The organism is Cnuibacter sp. UC19_7, from assembly GCF_042699995.1.
GTDB lineage: Bacteria > Actinomycetota > Actinomycetes > Actinomycetales > Microbacteriaceae > Cnuibacter.
The window spans coordinates 1,871,475-1,891,252 of the sequence record NZ_CP170560.1; the positions used below are offsets into that span (position 1 = coordinate 1,871,475).

The 19,778-nt window shown below is 71.2% G+C and carries 22 protein-coding genes; 14 read left to right on the plus strand and 8 right to left on the minus strand.

Features of this window, described 5'->3' with window-relative positions:
* Positions 1 to 84: 84 nt before the first annotated feature.
* The 5 genes from ACFJGV_RS08785 (at position 85) to ACFJGV_RS08805 (ending at position 5,549) form a co-directional block, all read left to right on the plus strand.
* Positions 85 to 1,056, plus strand: coding sequence for a sugar ABC transporter substrate-binding protein (locus ACFJGV_RS08785; protein WP_378148393.1), 972 nt, complete (start codon positions 85 to 87; stop codon positions 1,054 to 1,056).
* A gap of 38 nt (positions 1,057 to 1,094) precedes the next feature.
* Positions 1,095 to 2,069, plus strand: a complete 975-nt coding sequence (locus ACFJGV_RS08790) for a sugar ABC transporter substrate-binding protein (RefSeq protein ID WP_378148394.1) — start codon at positions 1,095 to 1,097, stop codon at positions 2,067 to 2,069.
* 79 nt (positions 2,070 to 2,148) lie between these two features.
* Positions 2,149 to 3,744, plus strand: a complete 1,596-nt coding sequence (locus tag ACFJGV_RS08795) for a sugar ABC transporter ATP-binding protein (protein WP_378148396.1) — start codon at positions 2,149 to 2,151, stop codon at positions 3,742 to 3,744.
* Entirely contained in the window at positions 3,741 to 4,766 is a 1,026-nt protein-coding gene (locus ACFJGV_RS08800; RefSeq protein WP_378148398.1) for an ABC transporter permease, read from the plus strand. The genes ACFJGV_RS08795 and ACFJGV_RS08800 overlap by 4 nt, the downstream gene beginning before the upstream one ends.
* 54 nt (positions 4,767 to 4,820) lie before the next feature.
* Positions 4,821 to 5,549, plus strand: coding sequence for an SDR family NAD(P)-dependent oxidoreductase (locus ACFJGV_RS08805; protein ID WP_378148400.1), 729 nt, complete (start codon positions 4,821 to 4,823; stop codon positions 5,547 to 5,549).
* A 137-nt stretch (positions 5,550 to 5,686) separates the two neighbouring features.
* Here the strand turns inward: ACFJGV_RS08805 and ACFJGV_RS08810 are convergent, their stop codons facing one another.
* The 3 genes from ACFJGV_RS08810 to ACFJGV_RS08820 form a co-directional block, all read right to left on the minus strand.
* Entirely contained in the window at positions 5,687 to 5,977 is a 291-nt protein-coding gene (locus ACFJGV_RS08810) for a hypothetical protein (protein ID WP_378148401.1), read from the minus strand.
* A gap of 20 nt (positions 5,978 to 5,997) precedes the next feature.
* Positions 5,998 to 6,279: a hypothetical protein gene (locus ACFJGV_RS08815; protein ID WP_378148403.1), complete on the minus strand. Its 282-nt coding sequence runs from the start codon at positions 6,277 to 6,279 to the stop codon at positions 5,998 to 6,000.
* A gap of 67 nt (positions 6,280 to 6,346) precedes the next feature.
* Positions 6,347 to 6,922, minus strand: coding sequence for an NADPH-dependent F420 reductase (locus ACFJGV_RS08820; RefSeq protein WP_378148405.1), 576 nt, complete (start codon positions 6,920 to 6,922; stop codon positions 6,347 to 6,349).
* A gap of 95 nt (positions 6,923 to 7,017) precedes the next feature.
* Here ACFJGV_RS08820 and ACFJGV_RS08825 point away from each other — a divergent pair, with 95 nt between their 5' ends.
* Positions 7,018 to 7,506 carry a MarR family winged helix-turn-helix transcriptional regulator gene (locus ACFJGV_RS08825; protein WP_378148407.1) on the plus strand — a complete coding sequence of 163 codons (489 nt, stop codon included), beginning with the start codon at positions 7,018 to 7,020 and terminating at the stop codon, positions 7,504 to 7,506.
* A gap of 46 nt (positions 7,507 to 7,552) precedes the next feature.
* On the opposite strand, the gene mgrA is transcribed toward ACFJGV_RS08825, so the two are convergent.
* The 3 genes from mgrA to ACFJGV_RS08840 all read right to left on the minus strand — a co-directional run bounded on the left by mgrA (position 7,553) and on the right by ACFJGV_RS08840 (position 10,619).
* On the minus strand, positions 7,553 to 8,581 hold the full coding sequence (gene mgrA / locus ACFJGV_RS08830; RefSeq protein WP_378148409.1) for an L-glyceraldehyde 3-phosphate reductase: 1,029 nt from the start codon (positions 8,579 to 8,581) through the stop codon (positions 7,553 to 7,555).
* A 221-nt stretch (positions 8,582 to 8,802) separates the two neighbouring features.
* Positions 8,803 to 9,072: a hypothetical protein gene (locus ACFJGV_RS08835; protein ID WP_378148410.1), complete on the minus strand. Its 270-nt coding sequence runs from the start codon at positions 9,070 to 9,072 to the stop codon at positions 8,803 to 8,805.
* A gap of 95 nt (positions 9,073 to 9,167) precedes the next feature.
* The gene (locus ACFJGV_RS08840) at positions 9,168 to 10,619 is read right to left on the minus strand and encodes an APC family permease (protein WP_378148670.1); all 1,452 of its coding nucleotides are present in this window, start codon (positions 10,617 to 10,619) and stop codon (positions 9,168 to 9,170) included.
* A gap of 171 nt (positions 10,620 to 10,790) precedes the next feature.
* Here ACFJGV_RS08840 and ACFJGV_RS08845 point away from each other — a divergent pair, with 171 nt between their 5' ends.
* Positions 10,791 to 12,056 carry an MFS transporter gene (locus ACFJGV_RS08845; protein ID WP_378148412.1) on the plus strand — a complete coding sequence of 422 codons (1,266 nt, stop codon included), beginning with the start codon at positions 10,791 to 10,793 and terminating at the stop codon, positions 12,054 to 12,056.
* A 254-nt stretch (positions 12,057 to 12,310) separates the two neighbouring features.
* Here the strand turns inward: ACFJGV_RS08845 and ACFJGV_RS08850 are convergent, their stop codons facing one another.
* A complete protein-coding gene (locus tag ACFJGV_RS08850) occupies positions 12,311 to 12,727 on the minus strand; it encodes a hypothetical protein (protein WP_378148414.1) in 417 nt (138 codons plus the stop codon).
* A 175-nt stretch (positions 12,728 to 12,902) separates the two neighbouring features.
* Between ACFJGV_RS08850 and guaD the strand changes: the two genes are divergently transcribed.
* Positions 12,903 to 14,300 carry a guanine deaminase gene (guaD, locus tag ACFJGV_RS08855; protein ID WP_378148416.1) on the plus strand — a complete coding sequence of 466 codons (1,398 nt, stop codon included), beginning with the start codon at positions 12,903 to 12,905 and terminating at the stop codon, positions 14,298 to 14,300.
* Between the two features lies 1 nt (position 14,301).
* Positions 14,302 to 15,276: an antibiotic biosynthesis monooxygenase gene (locus ACFJGV_RS08860; protein WP_378148418.1), complete on the plus strand. Its 975-nt coding sequence runs from the start codon at positions 14,302 to 14,304 to the stop codon at positions 15,274 to 15,276.
* Between the two features lie 36 nt (positions 15,277 to 15,312).
* Here ACFJGV_RS08860 and ACFJGV_RS08865 read toward each other — a convergent pair whose 3' ends face one another.
* Positions 15,313 to 15,468, minus strand: a complete 156-nt coding sequence (locus ACFJGV_RS08865) for a hypothetical protein (protein WP_378148420.1) — start codon at positions 15,466 to 15,468, stop codon at positions 15,313 to 15,315.
* A 245-nt stretch (positions 15,469 to 15,713) separates the two neighbouring features.
* On the opposite strand from ACFJGV_RS08865, the gene ACFJGV_RS08870 reads away from it, so the two are divergent.
* The 5 genes from ACFJGV_RS08870 to ACFJGV_RS08890 are packed head-to-tail and all read left to right on the plus strand — an operon-like array spanning position 15,714 to position 19,768.
* Positions 15,714 to 16,925: an OmpA family protein gene (locus ACFJGV_RS08870; protein WP_378148422.1), complete on the plus strand. Its 1,212-nt coding sequence runs from the start codon at positions 15,714 to 15,716 to the stop codon at positions 16,923 to 16,925.
* A gap of 41 nt (positions 16,926 to 16,966) precedes the next feature.
* On the plus strand, positions 16,967 to 17,569 hold the full coding sequence (locus ACFJGV_RS08875; RefSeq protein ID WP_378148424.1) for a DUF3060 domain-containing protein: 603 nt from the start codon (positions 16,967 to 16,969) through the stop codon (positions 17,567 to 17,569).
* The gene (locus tag ACFJGV_RS08880; RefSeq protein WP_378148425.1) at positions 17,569 to 17,961 is read left to right on the plus strand and encodes a DUF4190 domain-containing protein; all 393 of its coding nucleotides are present in this window, start codon (positions 17,569 to 17,571) and stop codon (positions 17,959 to 17,961) included. The genes ACFJGV_RS08875 and ACFJGV_RS08880 overlap by 1 nt, the downstream gene beginning before the upstream one ends.
* Positions 17,958 to 18,701 carry a response regulator transcription factor gene (locus ACFJGV_RS08885; protein ID WP_378148427.1) on the plus strand — a complete coding sequence of 248 codons (744 nt, stop codon included), beginning with the start codon at positions 17,958 to 17,960 and terminating at the stop codon, positions 18,699 to 18,701. Before ACFJGV_RS08880 ends, ACFJGV_RS08885 begins: the two co-directional genes overlap by 4 nt.
* Positions 18,698 to 19,768, plus strand: a complete 1,071-nt coding sequence (locus ACFJGV_RS08890; RefSeq protein ID WP_378148428.1) for a sensor histidine kinase — start codon at positions 18,698 to 18,700, stop codon at positions 19,766 to 19,768. Before ACFJGV_RS08885 ends, ACFJGV_RS08890 begins: the two co-directional genes overlap by 4 nt.
* The last annotated feature ends 10 nt before the right edge of the window (positions 19,769 to 19,778 follow it).

A 19,778-nucleotide genomic window follows, 5' to 3' on the forward strand; every position in this document is an offset into this window, starting at 1 on the left:
CAGATTGTCATACAGTCCGACATAACACCGGCCTGATGCACCGCAATCACCACACAGTCAACGAACGACGGAAGCGCGAACGCAATGAAGCGATTGGCAATGGCGGCCCTGGTGGCCGTGGCGGCTGTGAGTCTCGCCGCCTGTTCCTCCGGCGGCGACGCCGGCTCCACCTCCGGCGGGGGCTCCGCCGACAAGACCCTCGGCATCGTGGCCTACATCGGCACGAACGCCATCAACCAGCAGGCCATCCGCGGAGCCACGGAGGTGGCCGAGAAGAACGGCTGGACCGTCAACGTGGTCGACACACAGGGCAACGCCGACCAGGCGAACGCCGCCATGTCGAGCTTCGCCACGCAGGGCGTCGGCGGCATCCTCACGCTCGTCTACGCCTCGACCGCGCTCGGCGCGGGGCTGGCCTCGGCGCAGTCGGCCGGGGTTCCCGTGGCGAGCTGGGGCGGCGGGCTCGCCGACGGCGTCATCGCCACCACCAGCAACGAGGCGGTCGGCAAGGCCTCCGCCGAGGCCCTGGTGAAGGACATGGGCGACTCGGGCGACCTGCTCGCACTCACCTTCCACCCCAGCAAGCTCTGCCTCGACCACCAGAACGAGTTCGATGCGGCGGTCGCCGAGGTGCCCGGCCTCAACATCACCTACAACGAGGTCGTCGTCCCCGGACAGCAGCAGTCGGCCGCCAACTTCACCACGTCCTGGCTGGCCAGCCACCCCGCAGGCCAGGGGAACTACGGCATCTGGACGTGCTGGGACGAGCCGATGGAGGGCATCATCTCGGCCCTCGACCAGGCCGGCCGCACCGACGTCAAGACGTTCTCCACCAACGGCAGCGCCCCCGGCATCCTCGACGTGCAGGAGGGGAAGGTCACCTCGGTGGTCTGGCAGCCGAGCGAGGACGAGGGCGCAGCCCTGGCCCAGGCGATCCTCGACTACCGGGCGAACCCCGACGGCGCGGAGCCGCAGACGATCAAGATCGATGGCGTCGTCGTCGACTCGAGCAACGTCGAGCAGTTCATCAAGGACCACCCGGACTCCGTCAAGTAGTCCGATCCGACCTGACCATCACACAGAGAGGTGTGACCATGAAGAAGAGGTATGCCCTGACCGCGCTCGTCGCGGCAGCAGCGCTCGCCCTGTCGGGCTGCAGCGACCCCGGCACGTCCGCCGGATCCACCAGCGGCTCCGGCCAGAAGACGCTCGGCATCGTGGCGCTCGTCGCCACCGACGCGCTCAACGCGGCCGTCATCAACGGCGCGACGGAGGCGGCCGAAGCGGCGGGGTGGACGGTCACCGTGACCGACACCCAGGGCTCGCCCGACAAGGCCAACGCGGCCATGACGGCGTTCTCGACCACCCAGAAGGTGGACGCCATCCTCGTCTCGGCCTTCGCCTCCACCTCGATCGGCGCGGGGCTGCAGTCGGCCATCGCGGCGAACATCCCCGTCGTCAGCTGGGGCGGCGAGCTCGTCGACGGCATCGTCGCGACCACCAGCGCGCAGAAGGTCGGCGAGGACTCGGTGAACGCCATGCTCGAGGACTTCGGGAACAAGGGCGACGTGCTCGCGCTCACCTACCACACCGGCGTGCTGTGCCTGTATCGAGGGATCGCCTTCGACGACGCGATGAAGGACGAGCCCGACATCTCGATCACGGCCAACGAGGTCGCCATCCCCGGCCAGGTCGAGGACGGCACCGCGTTCACCGCGGCGTGGCTCGCGAGCCACCCGAAGGACGGCACCCCGTACGCCGTCTGGGGAGCCTGGGACGAGCCCGGCATGGGCGCCATCGCCGCCCTCAAGCAGGCCGGGCGCGACGACGTGAAGGTCTACTCCATCAACGGCGCCCCCAACGCGCTGCAGGCGGTGAAGGACGGCACGATGACGCAGATCATCTGGCAGGACGGATACACCGAGGGCAAGGAGCTGTTCCAGGCGGTGCTCGACTCGCAGTCGGCGGGCGACTCGTGGCAGCCGAAGACGATCGACGTCCCGGGTGTGCTGGTCGACTCCTCCACCATCGACCAGTTCCTCAAGGACCACCCGGACGCCCTCACCTAGGTAGCCACCTCCGAGCCGCGGGACCCGGGAGAGTCCGCCCGGGTCCCGCACCCCATCCCACCACCGCAGAAAGGCGACGATGTCCGCGAACGACGGAGCATGGCTCCAGGTACGAGGCCTCAGCAAGCAGTTCGGAGGCGCCCACGCCCTCCGGGACGTCGACGTGGACATCCACGCCGGTGAGGTGCACGGCCTGGTCGGGGCGAACGGCGCGGGCAAGTCGACCATGATCCGCTGCCTCGCCGGCATCGTCACCCCTGACTCCGGATCCGTCACGGTCGACGGCGAGGACCTCTCGTTCGGGTCGCCGCGGGCCTCCGAGAAGGCCGGGCTCGCCTTCATCCACCAGGAGCTCAACCTCGTCCCGCACTTCAGCGCGATCGAGAACATCATGCTCGGCGCCAAGAAGGTGACCCGTCTCGGGTTCATCGACTGGAAGCGCACCCGCACCATCGCCGAGGAGGCCGCCGCCCGCATCGGCATCGGCTTCTCGCTCGACCGCCGCGTCGACGAGCTCAGCGTCGCAGAGCAGTGGCTCGTCACCATCAGCAAGGCGCTCGTCCGCAACGCGACGATGATCGCGATGGACGAGCCCACCGCCTCGCTCTCGGATCAGGAGAGTCAGGACCTCTTCCGCGTCGTCAAGGACCTCGCCGCGTCGGGCGTCGCCATCCTCTACGTCTCGCACCGGCTCGACGAGGTGCTCGACCTCAGCGACCGGATCACCGTCTTCCGCGACGGCCGGGTCACCGACACCGCCGTCCGCGGCCAGCTCGACAAGGCCGGTCTCATCCGCGCCATCGTGGGGCGGGAGGTCGAGAAGCCCTCCCGCGAGCGCAGCAGCGTCATCGACCGGAGCGCCCCGCCGATCTTCCAGGCCACCCATGTCGCGGGCGGCCCGCGCGTGCACGACGTGTCGTTCCGCCTCTATCCCGGAGAGGTGCTCGGGATCGGCGGGCTGGTCGGCGCCGGACGCTCGGAGCTCGCGAAGCTCGCGTTCGGGGCCGGCAAGCTCGACGCGGGCGAGTTCCGGCTGCAGCAGGAGGTGCTGCGCCCCGGATCGATCCCCCGCGCGGTCGCGAAGGGAGTCGGGCTCGTGCCCGAGGAGCGCCGCTCCGAGGGGCTCATGCTCGACAAGTCCGTGGCATACAACATGAACATCGCCGTGCTCAAACAGCTGCGGTCGGTGGGCGCGCTGCCGTTCCTCTCGAACGGCAAGTCGAAGGCCAGGGCGCAGCGGCTCATCGACCAGCTGCGCATCAAGACCCCCTCCCCCTCGCAGACCATCGGCGGCCTGTCGGGCGGCAACCAGCAGAAGGCGCTCATCGCCCGCTGGCTGACGCCCGACGTGAAGGTCCTCTTCTTCGACGAGCCGTCCCGCGGCGTCGACGTCGGTGCCCGCCACGAGATCCACGAGGCGATCCGTCAGCTCGCGGCCGACGGCATCGGCACGATCGTGATCTCCTCCGACGTCGAGGAGCTCGACATCCTCTGCGATCGGATCGTCGTCCTGTGCGAGGGCGTCGTCACCGGCGAGCTCGTCGGCGACGAGATCTCCGAGAGCCGGATCATCGAGCTCTCCTACGCCCACCTCCGCGGCTCCGCACCCGCATCCGCGTCGCCCGTCGGCGCCACCACGTCATCCGCACCCACCCCGCAAGGAGAGAACGCATGAGCACGACCGTCGCCCCGGCGGGCCCGGCGCCCACGGCGCCCGCCCCCGAGTCCCCCACCCGGCGCAGCGCCAAGCGCGTGGCGCTCATCGTCCTGTCGCGCTACGGCACGCTCATCGGCCTGGCGATCATGATCATCGCCTTCACCGTGCGAGCACCCACGACGTTCCTCACGCTGCCGAACTTCCTCAACATCCTGAACCAGTCGTCGCTCACCGCGATCATCGCGGCGGGCCTGACGATGACGCTCGTCGTGGGCGAGTTCGACCTCTCGATCGGCTACGTGGCGAGCTTCGCGGGCCTGCTGGTCGTCGGCTTCATCGCCCGCGACGGCGTCCCGGTGCTGCTGGCGCTCCCGCTCATCCTGCTCATCGGGGCGGCGATCGGCTCGACCAACGGCATCCTCGTCACGAAGGTGCGAATCAACGCGGTGATCGCGACATTGGGCGTCGGCACGATCCTCGTCGGCCTGGGATTCGCGTACAGCGCGTTCCCGATCGCCGCGGGCGTGCCGCAGGAGTTCGTCCAGATCGCTCTCGGCCGACCGATCTTCGGCATCCCGAACCCGATCTTCATCATGCTGATCGTGCTGGCGATCCTGTGGGTCATCCTCAACAAGACCGACCTCGGCCAGAAGATGCAGGCCGTCGGCGGCAACATCGAGGCGGCCCGGCTCTCCGGCATCCGCGTCGACCGGGTGAAGATCTTCGCCTTCGCCACCGCCGGCGTCTGCGCGGCCATCACCGGCACGCTGCTCTCGTCGACGCTCGGCAGCGGCACGCTCGCCGCCGCCGACGGCTACCTGCTGGATGCGTTCGCCGCCGTCTTCCTCGGATCGGCGACCCTGCGCGACGGCGAGTTCCACATCGTCGGAACCCTGGTCGGCGTGCTCATCATCGCGGTCGGCTTCAACGGCCTCAGCATCTTCGGCGCACCGACCTGGTTCCAGCCGATCTTCAAGGGCGCGATCCTCGTGCTCGCCGTCGGGCTCTCCACCCTCGCCCGGCGATACGCCAAGGAATGACCGCTCCGTCACTCACGTGACCGCAGCATCACGCCACAACGAAAGGACACACTCATGGACCGTCTGAAGGACAAGGTCGCCCTCATCACCGGCGGCGCGCGCGGCCAGGGCCGCGCGATGGCCGAGCTGTTCACCGCGGAGGGCGCCAAGGTCGTCGCCGCCGACGTGCTCGACCCCGCCGACCCCGAGGGCTCGGGCGCGGGCATCGACTTCGTGAAGCTCGACGTCACGAAGGAGGATCAGTGGAACGCCGTCGTCGCCGACACGGTCGCGAAGCACGGACACCTCGACATCCTCGTCAACAACGCCGCGATCATCACCTACGAGCCCATCCTCGAGACCACGCCGGAGATCTGGGACCGCATCATCGACGTCGACCTCAAGGGCCTCTACCTCGGCATGCGGGCGGCGCTGCCCGCGCTCATCGAGTCGGGCAAGGGCGCGATCGTCAACGTGTCGTCGATCTGGGGCCTCGCGGCCGTCCCGAGCGCACACGCGTACCACGCGGCCAAGGGCGGCATCCTCAACATGACGAAGAACGTGGCGGCGATGCACGGGCCCGACGGGGTGCGCGCGAACTCGCTGCACCCGGGCTACATCCTCTCGCCGATGAACGAGGACCAGGCGGAGGACATCAATGCCGCCCTCATCGCCGGCACCCTGCTGAAGCGGCCCGGCGTGCCCCGCGAGACCGCCTACGCGGCGCTCTTCCTGGCCAGCGACGAGGCCTCGTACATCACGGGCACGTCGCTCGTGGTCGACGGCGGGTACCTCGCGCCCTGATCACGTGCGGCGCGGGCTCGCGCCCTGGCGCGCTGAGTGGGCGTCGCTTCACCACCGAATACGTGGAAGCCCCGCGATATCTGCGGGGCTTCCACGTATTCGGTGTCGAGGCGACGGGCTCGACCGGCCGTGCTGCCTCAGGGGCGCCGAGCGTGACGGTGGGTCGCCCCTTCGGAGAGCACGGCGCGGCGGGCGCGGGCCGAGAGGACGGCGGCCGCCGACAGCCACGAGCCGACCGCGAGCAGCGAGAGCGCCGACGCGATCGAGGCCACCGAGAGGAAGCTCCCCACGCTGCCGATCGATCCGAACGACCCGACGCTCCCGATCGAGAGCACGGACCCGCGCGACCCGATCGACAGCACGGAGTCGGTGGAGGCGATCGACCACAGCGACCTCGTCGCCGTCCTCCGCTTCCGTGCGTGCGGCATCTCCGACGCCCTACTTGACGTCAGACCGCGGACTCGACGGCTCGCTGCGCGAAGAGCTGGAGGACCGGGACGAGGCCGATGACGATCGCGGCCACGCACATCCAGCGGCTCGCAGGGAGGGCGCGGCGGAAGAGCGAGAGGACCCCGGAGAAGATCGCCGCGAGGCCGAGGCCCAGCGAGAGGCTCGCCAGCGACGCGAGGAAGATGCACGCGACCGCGCCGAGCGCGAGGATCAGCGCGATGATGGCCAGGGTGTCGACGGTGCGGCCACCGCTCCGGGAGGGGATCGTCGATTCGCTCATGCACTCAGCCTAGGGCGACGACCGCGGATGCGGGCGGATCGCGCCTCGCCCGCATCCGCGGTGGGACTCACGGCAGGAGAGCGAAGCCGCCGGTCCAGCCGATCTTCTCGGAGACGGCGAGGGTGAGCTGGAGGAAGCCGACCGCCTCGAGCTCGCGAGAGCGCTTCAGGGCGCCGGCGTCGACCGCCTTCACGCCGCCGGCGACGACAGCGTCGATCAGGAGCGCCTTCGCGTCATGGTCGTCGCCCGCGACCAGGACGGTCGTGGGCGCGGATCCGCCGACGGTCTTGGTCGCGAGGGTCGCGGCGAACGTGGTGTTGAACGCCTTCACCACCCGCGACTGCGGCAGAGCGGCGGCCAGCTCCGCGGCGGCAGAGCCGTCGGCGGGGGTGACCAGGGCGTCGAAGGTCTCGAAGTCGAGCGGGTTGGTGATGTCGACGACGACCTTGCCGGCGAACTGGTCGGCGTAGGCGGCGAGGATGCCGTCGAGCGCCGGGTAGGGCACGGCGAGGACGACGACCTCGCCACCGACGGTCGCATCGGTCTCGCGGCCGATGTGCTGCACCGACGATCCACCGGCGGAGACGATGCCCGCGATCGCGGAGCCCATGTTCCCGGTGCCGAAGATGGTGAAGGAGGTCATGATCGTTCTTCTCTCTGTCATTTAGTTGTATCTACAACTATTGACTCACGATACGCCTCTTTAGTTGCCGGTTCAACCATCGGTAGGATGGGGCGATGAGCGAACCGCGATGGCTGTCCGACACGGAGCGCGAGGCCTGGGTGCAGTTCGCCGCCGTGCTCGAGCTGCTGCCCAGCGCGCTCGACAGTCAGCTCGTGCACGACGAGCAGCTCACGCACTTCGAGTACTTCCTGCTCGCCATGCTGTCGGAGGCGGAGGACCGCACGCTCCGCATGTCGGAGCTCGCCTCGCGCACCAACTCCACGCTGCCCCGACTCTCGAAGGTGGTGAACCGCCTCGAGGCGGAGGGGTACGTCGAGCGGATGCCCTGCCCGACCGACCGCCGTGCCACCAACGCCGTGATGACCGACGCGGGCTGGGCGAAGATCGTCGCCGCGGCGCCGGGGCACGTCGAGAACGTGCGCTCGCTCGTCTTCGACCAGCTCACGTCCGAGCAGGTGGAGCAGCTGAGCGCGATCACTCACTCGCTCATGAAGCGCCTTGACCCCGAGGGGCGGATGCGCGTCACGGGCCAGGCTCGCTGAGCGCGGACCCTGTCCCGCAGCTCACGGCGCCCGGCCCGGAGCGCTGCTACTCGACCGCGCTCGACGGCGCCCAGAGGTTGATGTCGCGGTCGCCGGCGTGCTCGTCGATGGCGGCGAGCTCCGCCTCCGTGAAGGAGAGGTTCTGCACGGCGTCGAGGTTGTCGTCGAGCTGCTTCACGGAGGAGGCGCCGATCAGCACGCTCGTTACTCGCTCGTCGCGCAGCGCCCACGACAGCGCGAGCTGGGCGAGCGTCTGCCCGCGGCCCGCCGCGATCTCATTGAGCGCGCGCACGCGCTGGAGGGTCTCATCGGTGATCATGCGCGAACCGAGCGATCCCTCGCGGGCCGCACGCGAATCCGCCGGGACACCGTCGAGGTAGCGGTCGGTGAGCAGCCCCTGCGCCAGCGGCGAGAACGCGATGCAGCCCACGCCGAGGTCGCCGAGGGTGTCGAGCAGGCCGTCCTCGATCCAGCGGTTGAACATCGAGTACGACGGCTGGTGGATGAGGAGCGGCACCCCCATCTCGCCGAGGATGCGTGCCGCCTCGCGCGTGCGCTCGGGCGAGTACGAGGAGATGCCCGCGTAGAGCGCGCGGCCCGACTGCACGGCCGTGGCGAGCGCACCCATCGTCTCCTCGAGAGGGGTGTCGGGGTCGGCGCGGTGGGAGTAGAAGATGTCGACGTAGTCGAGGCCCATCCGCTCGAGCGACTGGTCGAGCGAGGCGAGCAGGTACTTGCGACTGCCGAAGTCGCCGTACGGGCCGGGCCACATGTCGTACCCGGCCTTCGTGGAGATGACGAGCTCGTCGCGGTAGGGCGCGAGGTCCTCCTTGAGGATGCGGCCGAAGTTGATCTCGGCGCTGCCGTAGGGCGGGCCGTAGTTATTCGCGAGGTCGAAGTGGGTCACCCCGCGATCGAACGCGCGACGGAGGATCGCGCGCTGCGTGTCGATCGGCGTGATGTCGCCGAAGTTCTGCCAGAGGCCGAGCGACACCGCAGGCAGCATCAGCCCGCTGCGCCCCGTGCGCCGGTAGGGGAAGGACTCGTATCGGTTCTCGTCTGCGAGGTACGCCATCCCCTCATCCTCCCACCGCCGCGCGCCGCAGCCAGGGGGTGGGGGGTGGCTGCGGGCGCCGGGCGGGGGTGGCGCTGCCGAGGCCGTCGCTTCGACACCGAATGCGGCGATGTGGCCCTAGAAACGGCCGGGGCCTGCCGGATTCGGTGCTGAAGTGGCACCGCCGCGAGCTCATCACGGGCGCGCGCGGGCGCGACGACGGCACCGCGCGCATCAGTCTCTCAGCGGGCGTCGTCCTCGCTGTACCGGGTGACAGCGGGGTCGGAGTCGGGGCCGTCGACCGCATCGGTCGTGGCGTCAGCGCCGAGGGGCGACTCCCACGCGGTGGAGTCGCGGTCGGCGGCGGCCTCGTCGGCGGTGCCGGCGTCGTCGCCGTGCAGCCCGTCGACCAGGCCGTTGGTGTTGTCGAAGGGCGCAGCGTCGTCGGCCGCCGAGCGGGCCTCCGGCTCAGCGCGGCCATCCTGAGCATCGCGGTTCGCGGGATCGGACATCATCGTCTCCTGTTCCTCCGACACCCACGGCGGGTCCGGATGCGCCGGAGCCTACGCCGCGCGATCCACCTCGCCACCTGGTCCCCCAGGCGCGGTCAGCTCAGGTCGCGATCCGCCTCCTGCTCCGCGAGGGCGGGGTCGTCGACGCGGGAGGTGTCGGTGGCGTAGCCGCGGTGGCGCCGGTCGACGTACGTGACCGCCCACAGGGCGACCCCGATCGCGAGCAGCACCCCCGCGATCACGTACTGCCCGGCGGCGCGGCCCGACGTCCATGGCAGCACCAGATACACACACGCGATCGCGCCGATCACCGGCAGGAACGTCGGCGTGTGGAAGTGCTTGTGCTCCACCCTGTCGCGCCGCAGCACGAGCACGGCGACGTTCACCACAGCGAACACGGCGAGGAGGAGCAGCGAGGTGGTCGATCCGAGCAGCAGCGCCACCGGGTTCTTCGAGTCGAGCGAGACGAAGGTGGTGAGTCCGAGGGCGATCACCGTGGTGAAGAGGATCGACGCCCACGGCGTCCGGCGCCCGGGCAGCACCTTCGACAGGAACGGGGGCAGCACGCCCTGCTTGCTCATCCCGTAGAGCAGCCGGCTCGCCATCATCATGTTGATGAGCGCGCTGTTCGCCACCGCGAAGAGCGAGATGAACGGGATGAGCGCGGAGATCGGGAAGCCGGGTGCGGCGGTCTCGACCACGGTGACGAGCGGGGTGTCGTTGCCGGCCAGCTCGCCCACGGGCACGATCGCCACCGCGACGATCGAGACGATCACGTAGATGATCGCCGTGATGGTGAGCCCGGAGAGCATGACCTTCGGGAAGATCCGTGCGGGATCCTTCGTCTCCTCCGCCATGTTCACGCTGTCCTCGAAGCCGACCATCGCGAAGAAGGCCAGCGAGGTCGCGGTCGAGATCGCGAGGAACACCGCCTTGTCGTTCGGGGTGTCGAACGCGACCACCCGCGAGAAGTCGGCCTGCCCGCCGAAGATCGCGAAGAGTCCGATGAAGATCACGAGCAGCAGGCCCGACAGCTCGACGAGCGTGAGCACGACGTTGAGCCCCACGCTCTCGGCCGCCCCGCGCAGGTTCACCGCCGCGATCAGGATCATGAACGCCAGCGCGATCATGAGCAGGAGGCCCGGCGACTTCTCGAGACCGAACCCGACGGCGACGTTGCTGGCGAACGCGCCGCCCGCGGCCGAGGCCGAGGTGATTCCCGACGACATGACGGTGAAGCAGATGAGGAACGTGACGAAGTGGATGCCGAACGCCTTGTGCGCGTAGAGCGCGGCGCCGGCGGCCTGCGGATACTTCGTCACCAGCTCGAGGTAGGAGCATGCCGTGACCATCGCCACCGCGAAGGCCACGAGGAACGGCACCCACGCCGCCCCGCCCACCTCGGCGGCGACCTGACCCGTGAGCGCGTAGACACCGGTGCCGAGGATGTCGCCCACCACGAAGAGCAGCAGCAGCTTCGGCCCCATGACGCGTTTCAGCTCGGGCTGCGACTGCGCTGACGCGGTGGTGCGGTCGGTGACGGCCATGGGACGCTCCCTCTTCTTCGACGGATGCTCACTGTTCCGATCCATGATGCCCCCTTTCGGGGGCCGTGGCCAGAATCGTCACGAGTTCGCAACATCCGCCCGCCCGCCTCACGCATCCGGAGTGGACGTCGGCGGGGCGGTGGCGTCGGCGGTGCCGGGTAGGGTTCTTGGGTGTCGGACGGCGGGCGGTGGAGCAGGATCACGCCGTGGCTCCCGTTCGGCGGCGGGCGGTCAGGCGGTCCGCGCGAGCGACTTCCGCGCGACGTGTACGTGCTCGGGGTGGTCGCGTTCTTCGTGATGGTCGGCTTCGGCGTGGTCGTGCCCGTGCTGCCGGTCTTCGTGCGGAGCTTCGGCGTCGGGTACCTCGAGGTCGGCGCCGTGGTGTCGGCGTTCGCGGTGATGCGCCTGGTCGCGAACCCGTTCGTCGGCAAGATCGTCGACCTGCTGGGCGAGCGGGTGACCCTCGCGGTCGGCATCGGGATCGTCGCCCTGTCGAGCGCGCTCGTCGGGCTCGCACAGGACTACCCGCAGGTGCTCATCCTGCGCGGAGCGGGCGGGATCGGGTCGGCGATGTTCTCCGTCTCGGCTATGACGCTGCTGCTCGCGGCCGCGCCGTCGCACCTGCGCGGGCGCGCAGTGGGGCTCTACCAGGGCGGCTTCCTCATCGGCGGGATGGCGGGGCCCGCGGTCGGGGGCCTCCTCGCCGGCATCTCCCTCACCGCGCCCTTCTTCTTCTACGCGGGCACGCTCGTCATCGCGGGCGGCATCGGACTGGTGCTGCTGAAGCGGCACGACCGGGCCGAGGTCTCCGCATCCGCCCCACCACCCCGCCCGCTGCGGCAGGTGTTCGCGGATGCGCGCTACCAGGCCGCCTGCCTCGCCAACTTCGCGCAGGGCTGGGCCTCGATGGGCGTGCGGAGCGCGCTCGTGCCCGTGCTCGTCGTCGAGGTGCTGCGGCGCGACCCCTCCTGGACGGGCATCGCCTTCGCGATCGCGGCCGTCGTGCAGGCGCTCGCGCTCGTGCCGGCCGGGCGGTTCGTCGACACGGTCGGGCGGCGTCCGGCGATCGTGTCGTCGTTCGCGGTGGGCGCCGTCGTGATGCTCCTGATCCCGCTCGTGCCGAACGTGGGGGTGCTCATCGTGCTGCTGTGCGTCTACGGGGCCGCCGCCGCGTTCGAGGGCACCGCGCCCGCCGCCGCCGTCGGCGACGCCGCGGGCGGGCGGGGTGGGCAGCCGGTCGCGATCTTCCAGGCGTTCGGCGACGCCGGTGCGATCGCCGGCCCACTACTCGCGGGCCTTCTCGCCGACACCTTCTCCTACGAGGCCGCGTTCGCCTCCGCGTTCGTGCTGATGGCGCTCGCCGCCGCGTTCGCGCTGCGCATGCCCCGCACCCGCCCCGCGTCAGCGCCGCCCGCCCCGCCCGCCGCGCCGGCGTAGCCGCGCCGGTTCCAGTGCTCACTTTCCGCGCGCATCCCGGACCGCGCATCCCGGACCACGTACCGCACGGAAGCGAGTGCACCCAGTAAGAGCGCTTTCCCGGCCGGTTGACCCCGCGGAAACTGGGTGCACAGGACGGGCGGGGCAAGCAGGGGCGCGGTGCGTGGGGCGAGTGCACCCGAAAAGAGCGCTCTCCGCGGGCGTTGAGCCGCGGAATCCGGGTGTGCTCGAGCCCTGGGAGAGAGACCGGCGGGTCAGCCCTCGCCGTGGGTGCCGTCGGTGGGGCCCCAGTCGGGGAGGGGCGGGTTCTGGTCGGGGTCGTCCACGCCGTGGGGGCCCGGGACCTCGTCGATGCCCGGGGTGGGGGCGTCCTCCGCGCCAGGGGCGTCCGCGTCCTCGCCCACAGCGGGCGCTGCCGCCGCGGCGCCCGGGTCCACCGGGGCCGGAGCCGACGCGCCGTCCGCATCCGACACATCCGCACCCGACGCACCCGCCGCTGAGGCGGCCGCACCCTCGGGGGCGGCGGGGCCGTAGCCCTCGGCGGCGGCCTCGGGGGCGAGCTCCGCCGCGCTGCGGCCGTTGTGCGGGAGGTGTCCGGGGCCGGGGTTCGTGGTGGCGCCGGTGCCGGCGCCGACGCCCGGCTCGAGGTCGTGGATCCTGTCGTCCGTCATGGGCTGGACGCTACTCCGCACTCGCGACGCGGCAACCCCCTCGCGCATCCGGCAGCCCCTCGCGGACGTTCCCCCGGTGTGGGGGCGCGCTCGGGCGCGGGCCGCTGCCACAATGGCGGCACGAGCCCGCATCGCGCGAATCCGCGCGCCCGGAGGCCCACGAAGGGACAGCAGGATGAGCACCAAGGCGATCAGGGGGACCTTCCTCGACTTCACCGACGACCCGTGGAAGCACGTGGGCGACGAGCACGCCGCCACCCGCTTCCTGGTCGACGGGCTGCTCGTCATCGAGGACGGGATCATCAAGGACTTCGGCCCCTACGACGCGCTGGCCGACCGCTGGGCCGAGGTCGAGGTCACCGAGATCCGCGACCGGATCATCGTGCCGGGTTTCATCGACGGCCACATCCACTTCCCGCAGACCCGCGTGCTGGGCGCCTACGGCGAGCAGCTGCTGCCGTGGCTGCAGAAGTGGGTGTTCCCGGAGGAGCGCAAGTACGCCGACCGCGAGTACGCGCAGGCCGGCGCGGTGCGGTTCTTCGACAACCTGCTCGCGTCGGGCACCACCACGATCCAGGCCTTCACGAGCTCGGCCCCGGTCTGCACCGAGGAGCTGTTCGAGGAGGCGAGCCGCCGCAACATGCGCGTCATCGCCGGCATCACCGCGATCGACAAGAACGCACCCGACTGGTTCACCATCTCGCCCGAGGACTTCTACGAGGCGGCGACCGAGCAGATCGAGCGCTACCACGGCAAGGGTCGCAACCTCTATGCGATCACCCCGCGCTTCGCCTTCGGCGCCACGAAGGAGCTGCTCGAGACCTGCCGCCGCCTCAAGCAGGAGAACCCCGACCTCTGGGTGCACACGCACATCAGCGAGAACCCGGCCGAGATCCGCGGCGTGCTCGCCATCCACGACGACTGCACCGACTACCTCGGCATGTACGAGAAGTACGACCTCGTCGGCCCGAAGTTCACGGGCGGGCACGGCGTGTGGCTGTCGAACGACGAGTTCCGTCGCATCTCGGATGCGGGTGCCGCCGTCACCTTCTGCCCCTGCTCGAACCTGTACCTCGGTTCCGGGCTGTTCCGCCTGGGCCGCGCCACCGATCCGGAGCACCGCGTGAAGCTCACCTTCGGCACCGACATGGGCGGCGGCAACCGCTTCAGCATGCTCAACGTGCTGGAGGATGCGTACAAGGTCGGCATGCTCAACAACACGATCCTCGACGGCAGCATCGTGCCGAGCGAGCAGGACCTCGCCGAGTCGGAGCGCAACAAGCTCTCCCCGTTCCGCGCGTTCTGGTCGATCACGCAGGGCGGCGCCGAGGCGCTCTACATCGACGAGTACGTCGGCAACTTCGACATCGGCAAGGAGGCCGACTTCGTCGCCCTCGACTGGACGGCCGGGCCTCCCGCCAGCGCCTGGCACGCCTCGCTCCTCGTGGAGGAGGGCGGTCCGCAGACCGTCGAGCAGGCCGGCGAGCTGCTGTTCTCGATCATGATGGTCAGCGACGAGCGCGCCGTCGACGAGACCTGGGTCGCGGGCGAGCGCCTCTACAAGAAGGCCTGACGTGAGCACGTCCGGCGCGTCGGCGGGTGCCGCGACGGAGGCGGGGTCCCCCGTCGCCCTCGTGATCCACCGACGCCTGGCCGAGTCGTCGTACGACGCCTACGAGGCGTGGCAGGAGCGCGTCGGCGCGGCCCTGGCGAGCTTCCCCGGGTTCGTCGACCGCCAGGTCATCCGCCCGAACCCGCCCGTGCAGGTCGACTGGGTGATCGTGCAGCGCTTCCGGTCGACGGCGGATGCGCGGGCCTGGCTGCAGAGCCCGGAACGCGCGGCGCTGTCGTCGGAGATCTCGTCGCACTTCCTCGGCAACGACGACATCCACCTCGTGACCGAGGATGCGCAGCAGCGCTCGGAGTCGGCCTCCGTGCTGATCTCGAGCCGGGTGCCGCCCGAGCTCGAGACCGAGTTCCTCGCCTGGCAGCGGCGCATCTCCGCGGTGGAGGCGCGCTACGACGGCTTCGTCGGCCACAAGGTGGAGCGCCCCATCCCGGGCGTGCAGGACACCTGGACCGTCGTGCTCTCGTTCGACACCGACGAGCACCTGCAGAAGTGGATCGACTCCCCCGAGCGGGCCGCGCTCCTCGCGGAGGGCGCCGACTACAACGAGCAGCTCACCCTGCAGAAGGCGTCGTACGGGTTCGGGTTCTGGTCCGGATCGGCGCCCGCGCCCGATCCGATCTTCAAGAGCAACCTGATCGTGCTCATGATGCTGTACCCGATCGTGTTCCTCTGGGGCTACTTCGTCTCCGATCCCCTGTTCGCCGCGCACGACGTGCCGTTCTGGCTGTCGCTGTTCATCGGCAACGTGGTGTCGACGCAGCTGCTCGGCTGGGTGTTCGTGCCGTGGGCGTTCAAGCGGTTGGGATGGTGGCTGAAGCGGAAGCGCCGCTGGCAGGTGCACCTCGCCGGATACCTCATCGTGTGCGCGGTGTACGTGCTCTCGATGGCGCTGTACGCCTGGCTGCTGTCGCTCCGCTGAGCCCCGGCCCGCGTGGGTGCGGGCCCCGGGCCGGGGTCAGCGCGCGGGGAAGTAGGGAAGCGGCTCGACACGGTCCTCGGGGGCGAGGGCGTCGTTCGTGGGTCGAGGGGCGTATCCGTCGCGCACCGCGATCAGGACGGCGACGACAGCCGCCCAGAGGGCGAGGGCTGCGAGGAGGATGAGGAAGAACACGGCGTCCGCCTTTCGTCGAGGCCGGAGGCACTCCCTCCGACACGCACGACACTCCTCGCTAAGACCCCTGCCCCTCATCGGGTGTCCGCCCTATCTCCCGCCGCCGCGGCCCGCGCCCACTGAGCATCCGCGCATCTGCCGCACCCGCGCATCCGCGCATCCACGCATCCGCGAGTGAAGGGGATGTCGCAGGATCGCGACATCCCGGCGACCACGTCGCGACACGGCGTCCGTAGCGTAGAGGCATGCGCTCCTCCTCTCGACGAACCGGCACCCTCGCCGTCGGCGCGGCGCTCGCGGGCGTGATAGCCCTCGGCGGCTGCGCGTCGCTGTCCGCTCCGGCGTCCTCGGCCTCGGCCGACACCGCACCCCCGGCTTCGTCCGCACCGCCCTCACCGACCCCGCGGATGCCCGCGGCGGCGACCGTGCCCGGCTACGACGTCGGGGAGTTCCCGCCCGTGCCGCTCTTCCGCCTGCCCGATCTGGCCGCGCTCGACGGCTCGGCTTCCGCGTTCGTGATCGACGTGCGCTCGCGGCTCGTCGACATCCCGGGCGTCGAGGTGACCCCGGCGCACTGCGACGCGACGGGCGCCGTCACCTCCGGCGCGGGCAGCGCGTACCTCTACGGCGACGGCTCGGGCACCTACGTGGGCCCCGACGGAACGGTGCAGAACTTCGGCGACGGGTCCGGCACCACCGCCACCGACGACGCCACCATCCAGAACTTCGGCGACGGATCGGGCACCTACACCGACGGGTCGGTCACCATCCAGAACTTCGGCGACGGGTCCGGCACCTACGTCGACCCGTCGGTCACGGTCCAGGTGTTCGGCGACGGGTCGGGCACGCGCGCCGATGGCACCGAGACCATCCAGAACTTCGGCGACGGATCCGGCACGTACACCGACGGGGCCGTCACGATCCAGAACTTCGGCGACGGATCCGGCACCTACATCGACCAACGGATCACGATCGAGAACCTCGGCGACGGCACGGCGCTCGTGAACGGCGAGAGCGTCACCGCCGAGCCGCTGCCGCCCGTCCCGCCGCTCGGCAGCTTCCCGCCCCTGGCGGCGCTCGCCCCGATCGAGAGCTGCGGCACCACGATCACCCTGCGCGACGGCGTGCTCTTCGACTTCGACCAGAGCACGATCCGCCCCGACGCCGCCGCGGTGCTGAACTCGCTCGCCGGCGCGCTCGGTGCAGCGGGCATCTCGTCCGCCATCGTCTCGGGTCACACCGACGGGATCGGGCCGGATGCCTACAACCAGACGCTCTCCGAGGCCCGCGCCGGCGCCGTGGTCGCCGCGCTCAGGGCGGATGGGGTGACCGCCGACCTCACCGCGCAGGGCTTCGGCGAGTCGCGGCCGATCGCGACGGAGGTGCTCGACGGCCAGGACAACCCGGCCGGGCGGCAGCTCAACCGCCGCGTCGAGATCTTCATCCCGGCGCAGTGACCCCGGCACCCTCTACAGTGACTCGCGAACAGGAGCAGACCATGACGACACCACGGATGCGCGCCCCGGCGCCCCGGCTCGGGGCCGGCGCCCGCCGCACGGTCGGCGCTGCGGCGCTCGCCACCGCGGGAGCGCTCGCGGCCGTGCTGCTGTCCGGATGCACGCTGACGCTCCGCGACCCCGGCGCGACCGGAGCCGGCGGCACGATGCCGGTCGCCGTTCCGTCGCCGAGCCCGACCGCGATGCCGACGCCCACCCCGACACCCTCGCTCACCGCAGGCGCCTCCGACACCCTGATCGGCCCCTCCGACGCGGCCGGCGGCGCCGCAGACCGCGACCGGTGGATCGCCGCCGCCACGAGCACGCAGGTGTGCTCCCCCGACCTCACCATCGGCGCCTCGGCGACCGCCACCGTCGTCCGAGTCGAGGGATCCTGCGGCACCCTCGTCATCGAGGCCGACGCGGGTGTCGTCGTCGCCGACGACGTCCGTACGCTCCTGGTCGAGGGCACGGGGGCGACGGTCTCCGTGCTGCAGGTCGGCGCGGTCACCGTGACGGGCGACGCCAATGTCGTTCGGTGGTCGGGATCCGCCCCCGTCGTCGACGACACGGGAGCGGCCAACACGACAGGAAGGGCTCAGTGATGTCCGCACCGTTCACGAACGACGGCAGCCGTCCCGCCGGCCAGTGGTCTCCGACCACGGCGCCGCCACCGCCGCCCGGCGCGGCGGCGTGGTCCGCCCAGGCGCCGCCACCGCCACCGGGCGCGGCTGCGCTCCGTCCGCCCCGCACGAACGGGCTCGCGATCGCGTCGCTCGTGCTCGGGATCCTGGGCTTCGGGCTGCTGCCGGTCATCTTCGGGCACATCGCCCTCGGGCAGATCCGCCGCAACGGTGAGCAGGGTCGCGGCATGGCGATCGCCGGGCTCGTGCTGGGCTGGCTCGTGCTCGCGTCGACCGTGGTGGCGATCGTTCTCGTGGTGCTCGCCGTCGGCGGCGGGCTCACGATCGCGGGGCTCTCGGGGGCGTTCTCGTGACATCCGCGCCGCCCTCGGCCGAGCCGGCCGGCGGGCGGCCGCGGCTGCTGCTCGTCGACGACGACACCGCGATCACCGATGCGCTGGGCGCCTTCCTCGGCCGCAGCGGCTACGAGGTGCTGGTGGCGGGCGACGGGGCGGAGGCGCTCGAGATGGTGGCGGCCTCCGCGCCGGATCTCGCGGTGTGCGACGTGATGATGCCGCACGTCGACGGCCGCGAGTTCGTGCGGCGGGTGCGCGCGCAGGGGCTGTGGCTGCCGATCATCCTGCTCACGCAGGTCGGCGAGTCGTACGAGCGCAGCGCCGCTCTCGATGAGGGCGCCGACGACTACCTCAACAAGCCGTTCGATCCGCACGAGCTGCTGTCGCGCATACGGGCGGTGCTGCGCCGGGCGAAGCCCGGGGTGCCGCCGCTCACGACGTCGGCGCGGCTGCGGTCGGGGCCTCTGCTGCTCGACCGGCCCGGCCGTCGCGTGTGGCTCGGCGACGAGGAGCTCGCGCTCACCCCCAAGGCGGTGACGCTGCTCGACTGGCTCATGGCGCATCCGGGCGAGGTGCACTCGCGCGATCGTCTGCTCGCCGCCCTGTGGGGCTTCGAGTTCGCCACCTCCAGCCGCGCCGTCGACCATCGGATCGCGGAGCTGCGCCGGGTGCTGGGCGACGACCCCGCGCATCCGCGGTTCATCGAGACGGTGCAGAGCACGGGCTACCGGTTCGCCGACGACGTGGTGGCGGCGTGAACGGCGGCGATCCGGGGGCGCCGAGCCGCGGAACTGCCGCCGGGAGCGGGGCCGCGGCCGGCGCCGACGACGCCGCACGCGACGCCCGCGCGGGCGACGCCGCCGACTCACGCCGGGGGAACGCGGGCCTCGTCGCGGCGCTCGCCGCCGCCGCGGTCCCGCTCGTGCTCGGGCTGATCGTGGCGGGGGCGATCGCGCTCTCGGGCGACCGCCGCGAGCTCGTCCTCACGACGGGCCTGGCCGCCGCGGCCGCTGTGACGGGGCTCGTGCTGAGCGTGATCGTGGGGGCGGTCGTCGCGGTCCTCGGTGCGCGTCGACACCGGCGCCAGCGCGACGCCGCCAGGCTCTCCGACGCCACGCGCCACGCGTTCGAAGAGGGACGCGAGCTCGAGAGGTCGCACCATCGCCGCTTCCTCGCCCGCCTCGACCACGAGCTCAAGAACCCGATCACGGCCATCCGCGCCTCGATCGTCGCGTACGACCTCAGCGGGCCGGCCGCATCGCCGCAGCTCGCGGTGATCGACGACCAGGCGCGCCGCCTCGCCACCCTCGTCGGCGATCTGCGCAAGCTCTCCGAGCTCGAGACCCGTCCGCTCGAGCTCGAACCCGTCGACCTCGAGTCGCTCGTCAAGGAGGCCATGGGCGCGTTGCAGCAGCAACGGCCCGAGGTCGGCGGGCGGCTCAGCCTCGTCGTCACCCGCGTGCCGTGGAGCGTGCCGCCCGTGAACGCCGACATCGACCTGCTCTCGCTCGCCATCGACAACGTGCTCACCAACGCGGCGAAGTTCTCGCCCGGCGGGCCGATCGAGGTGCGGCTCCGGGAGGAGGGCGGCTGGGCCGTGCTCGACGTGGCCGACTCGGGGCGAGGTGTGCCCGAGCCCGACCTGCCCGTCGTCTTCGACGAGCTCGCGCGGGCGAGCAACGCGCGCGACGTCCCCGGGTCCGGGCTCGGCCTCACGCTCGTCGCCACAGTCCTCCGCCGCCACGGCGGCGACGTCACCCTCCGGTCCCGCGCCGACTCGGGCACCGTCGTCACGATGCGGCTGCCCACCGCCGTCCGCCCGTAGGCCCCGCGGC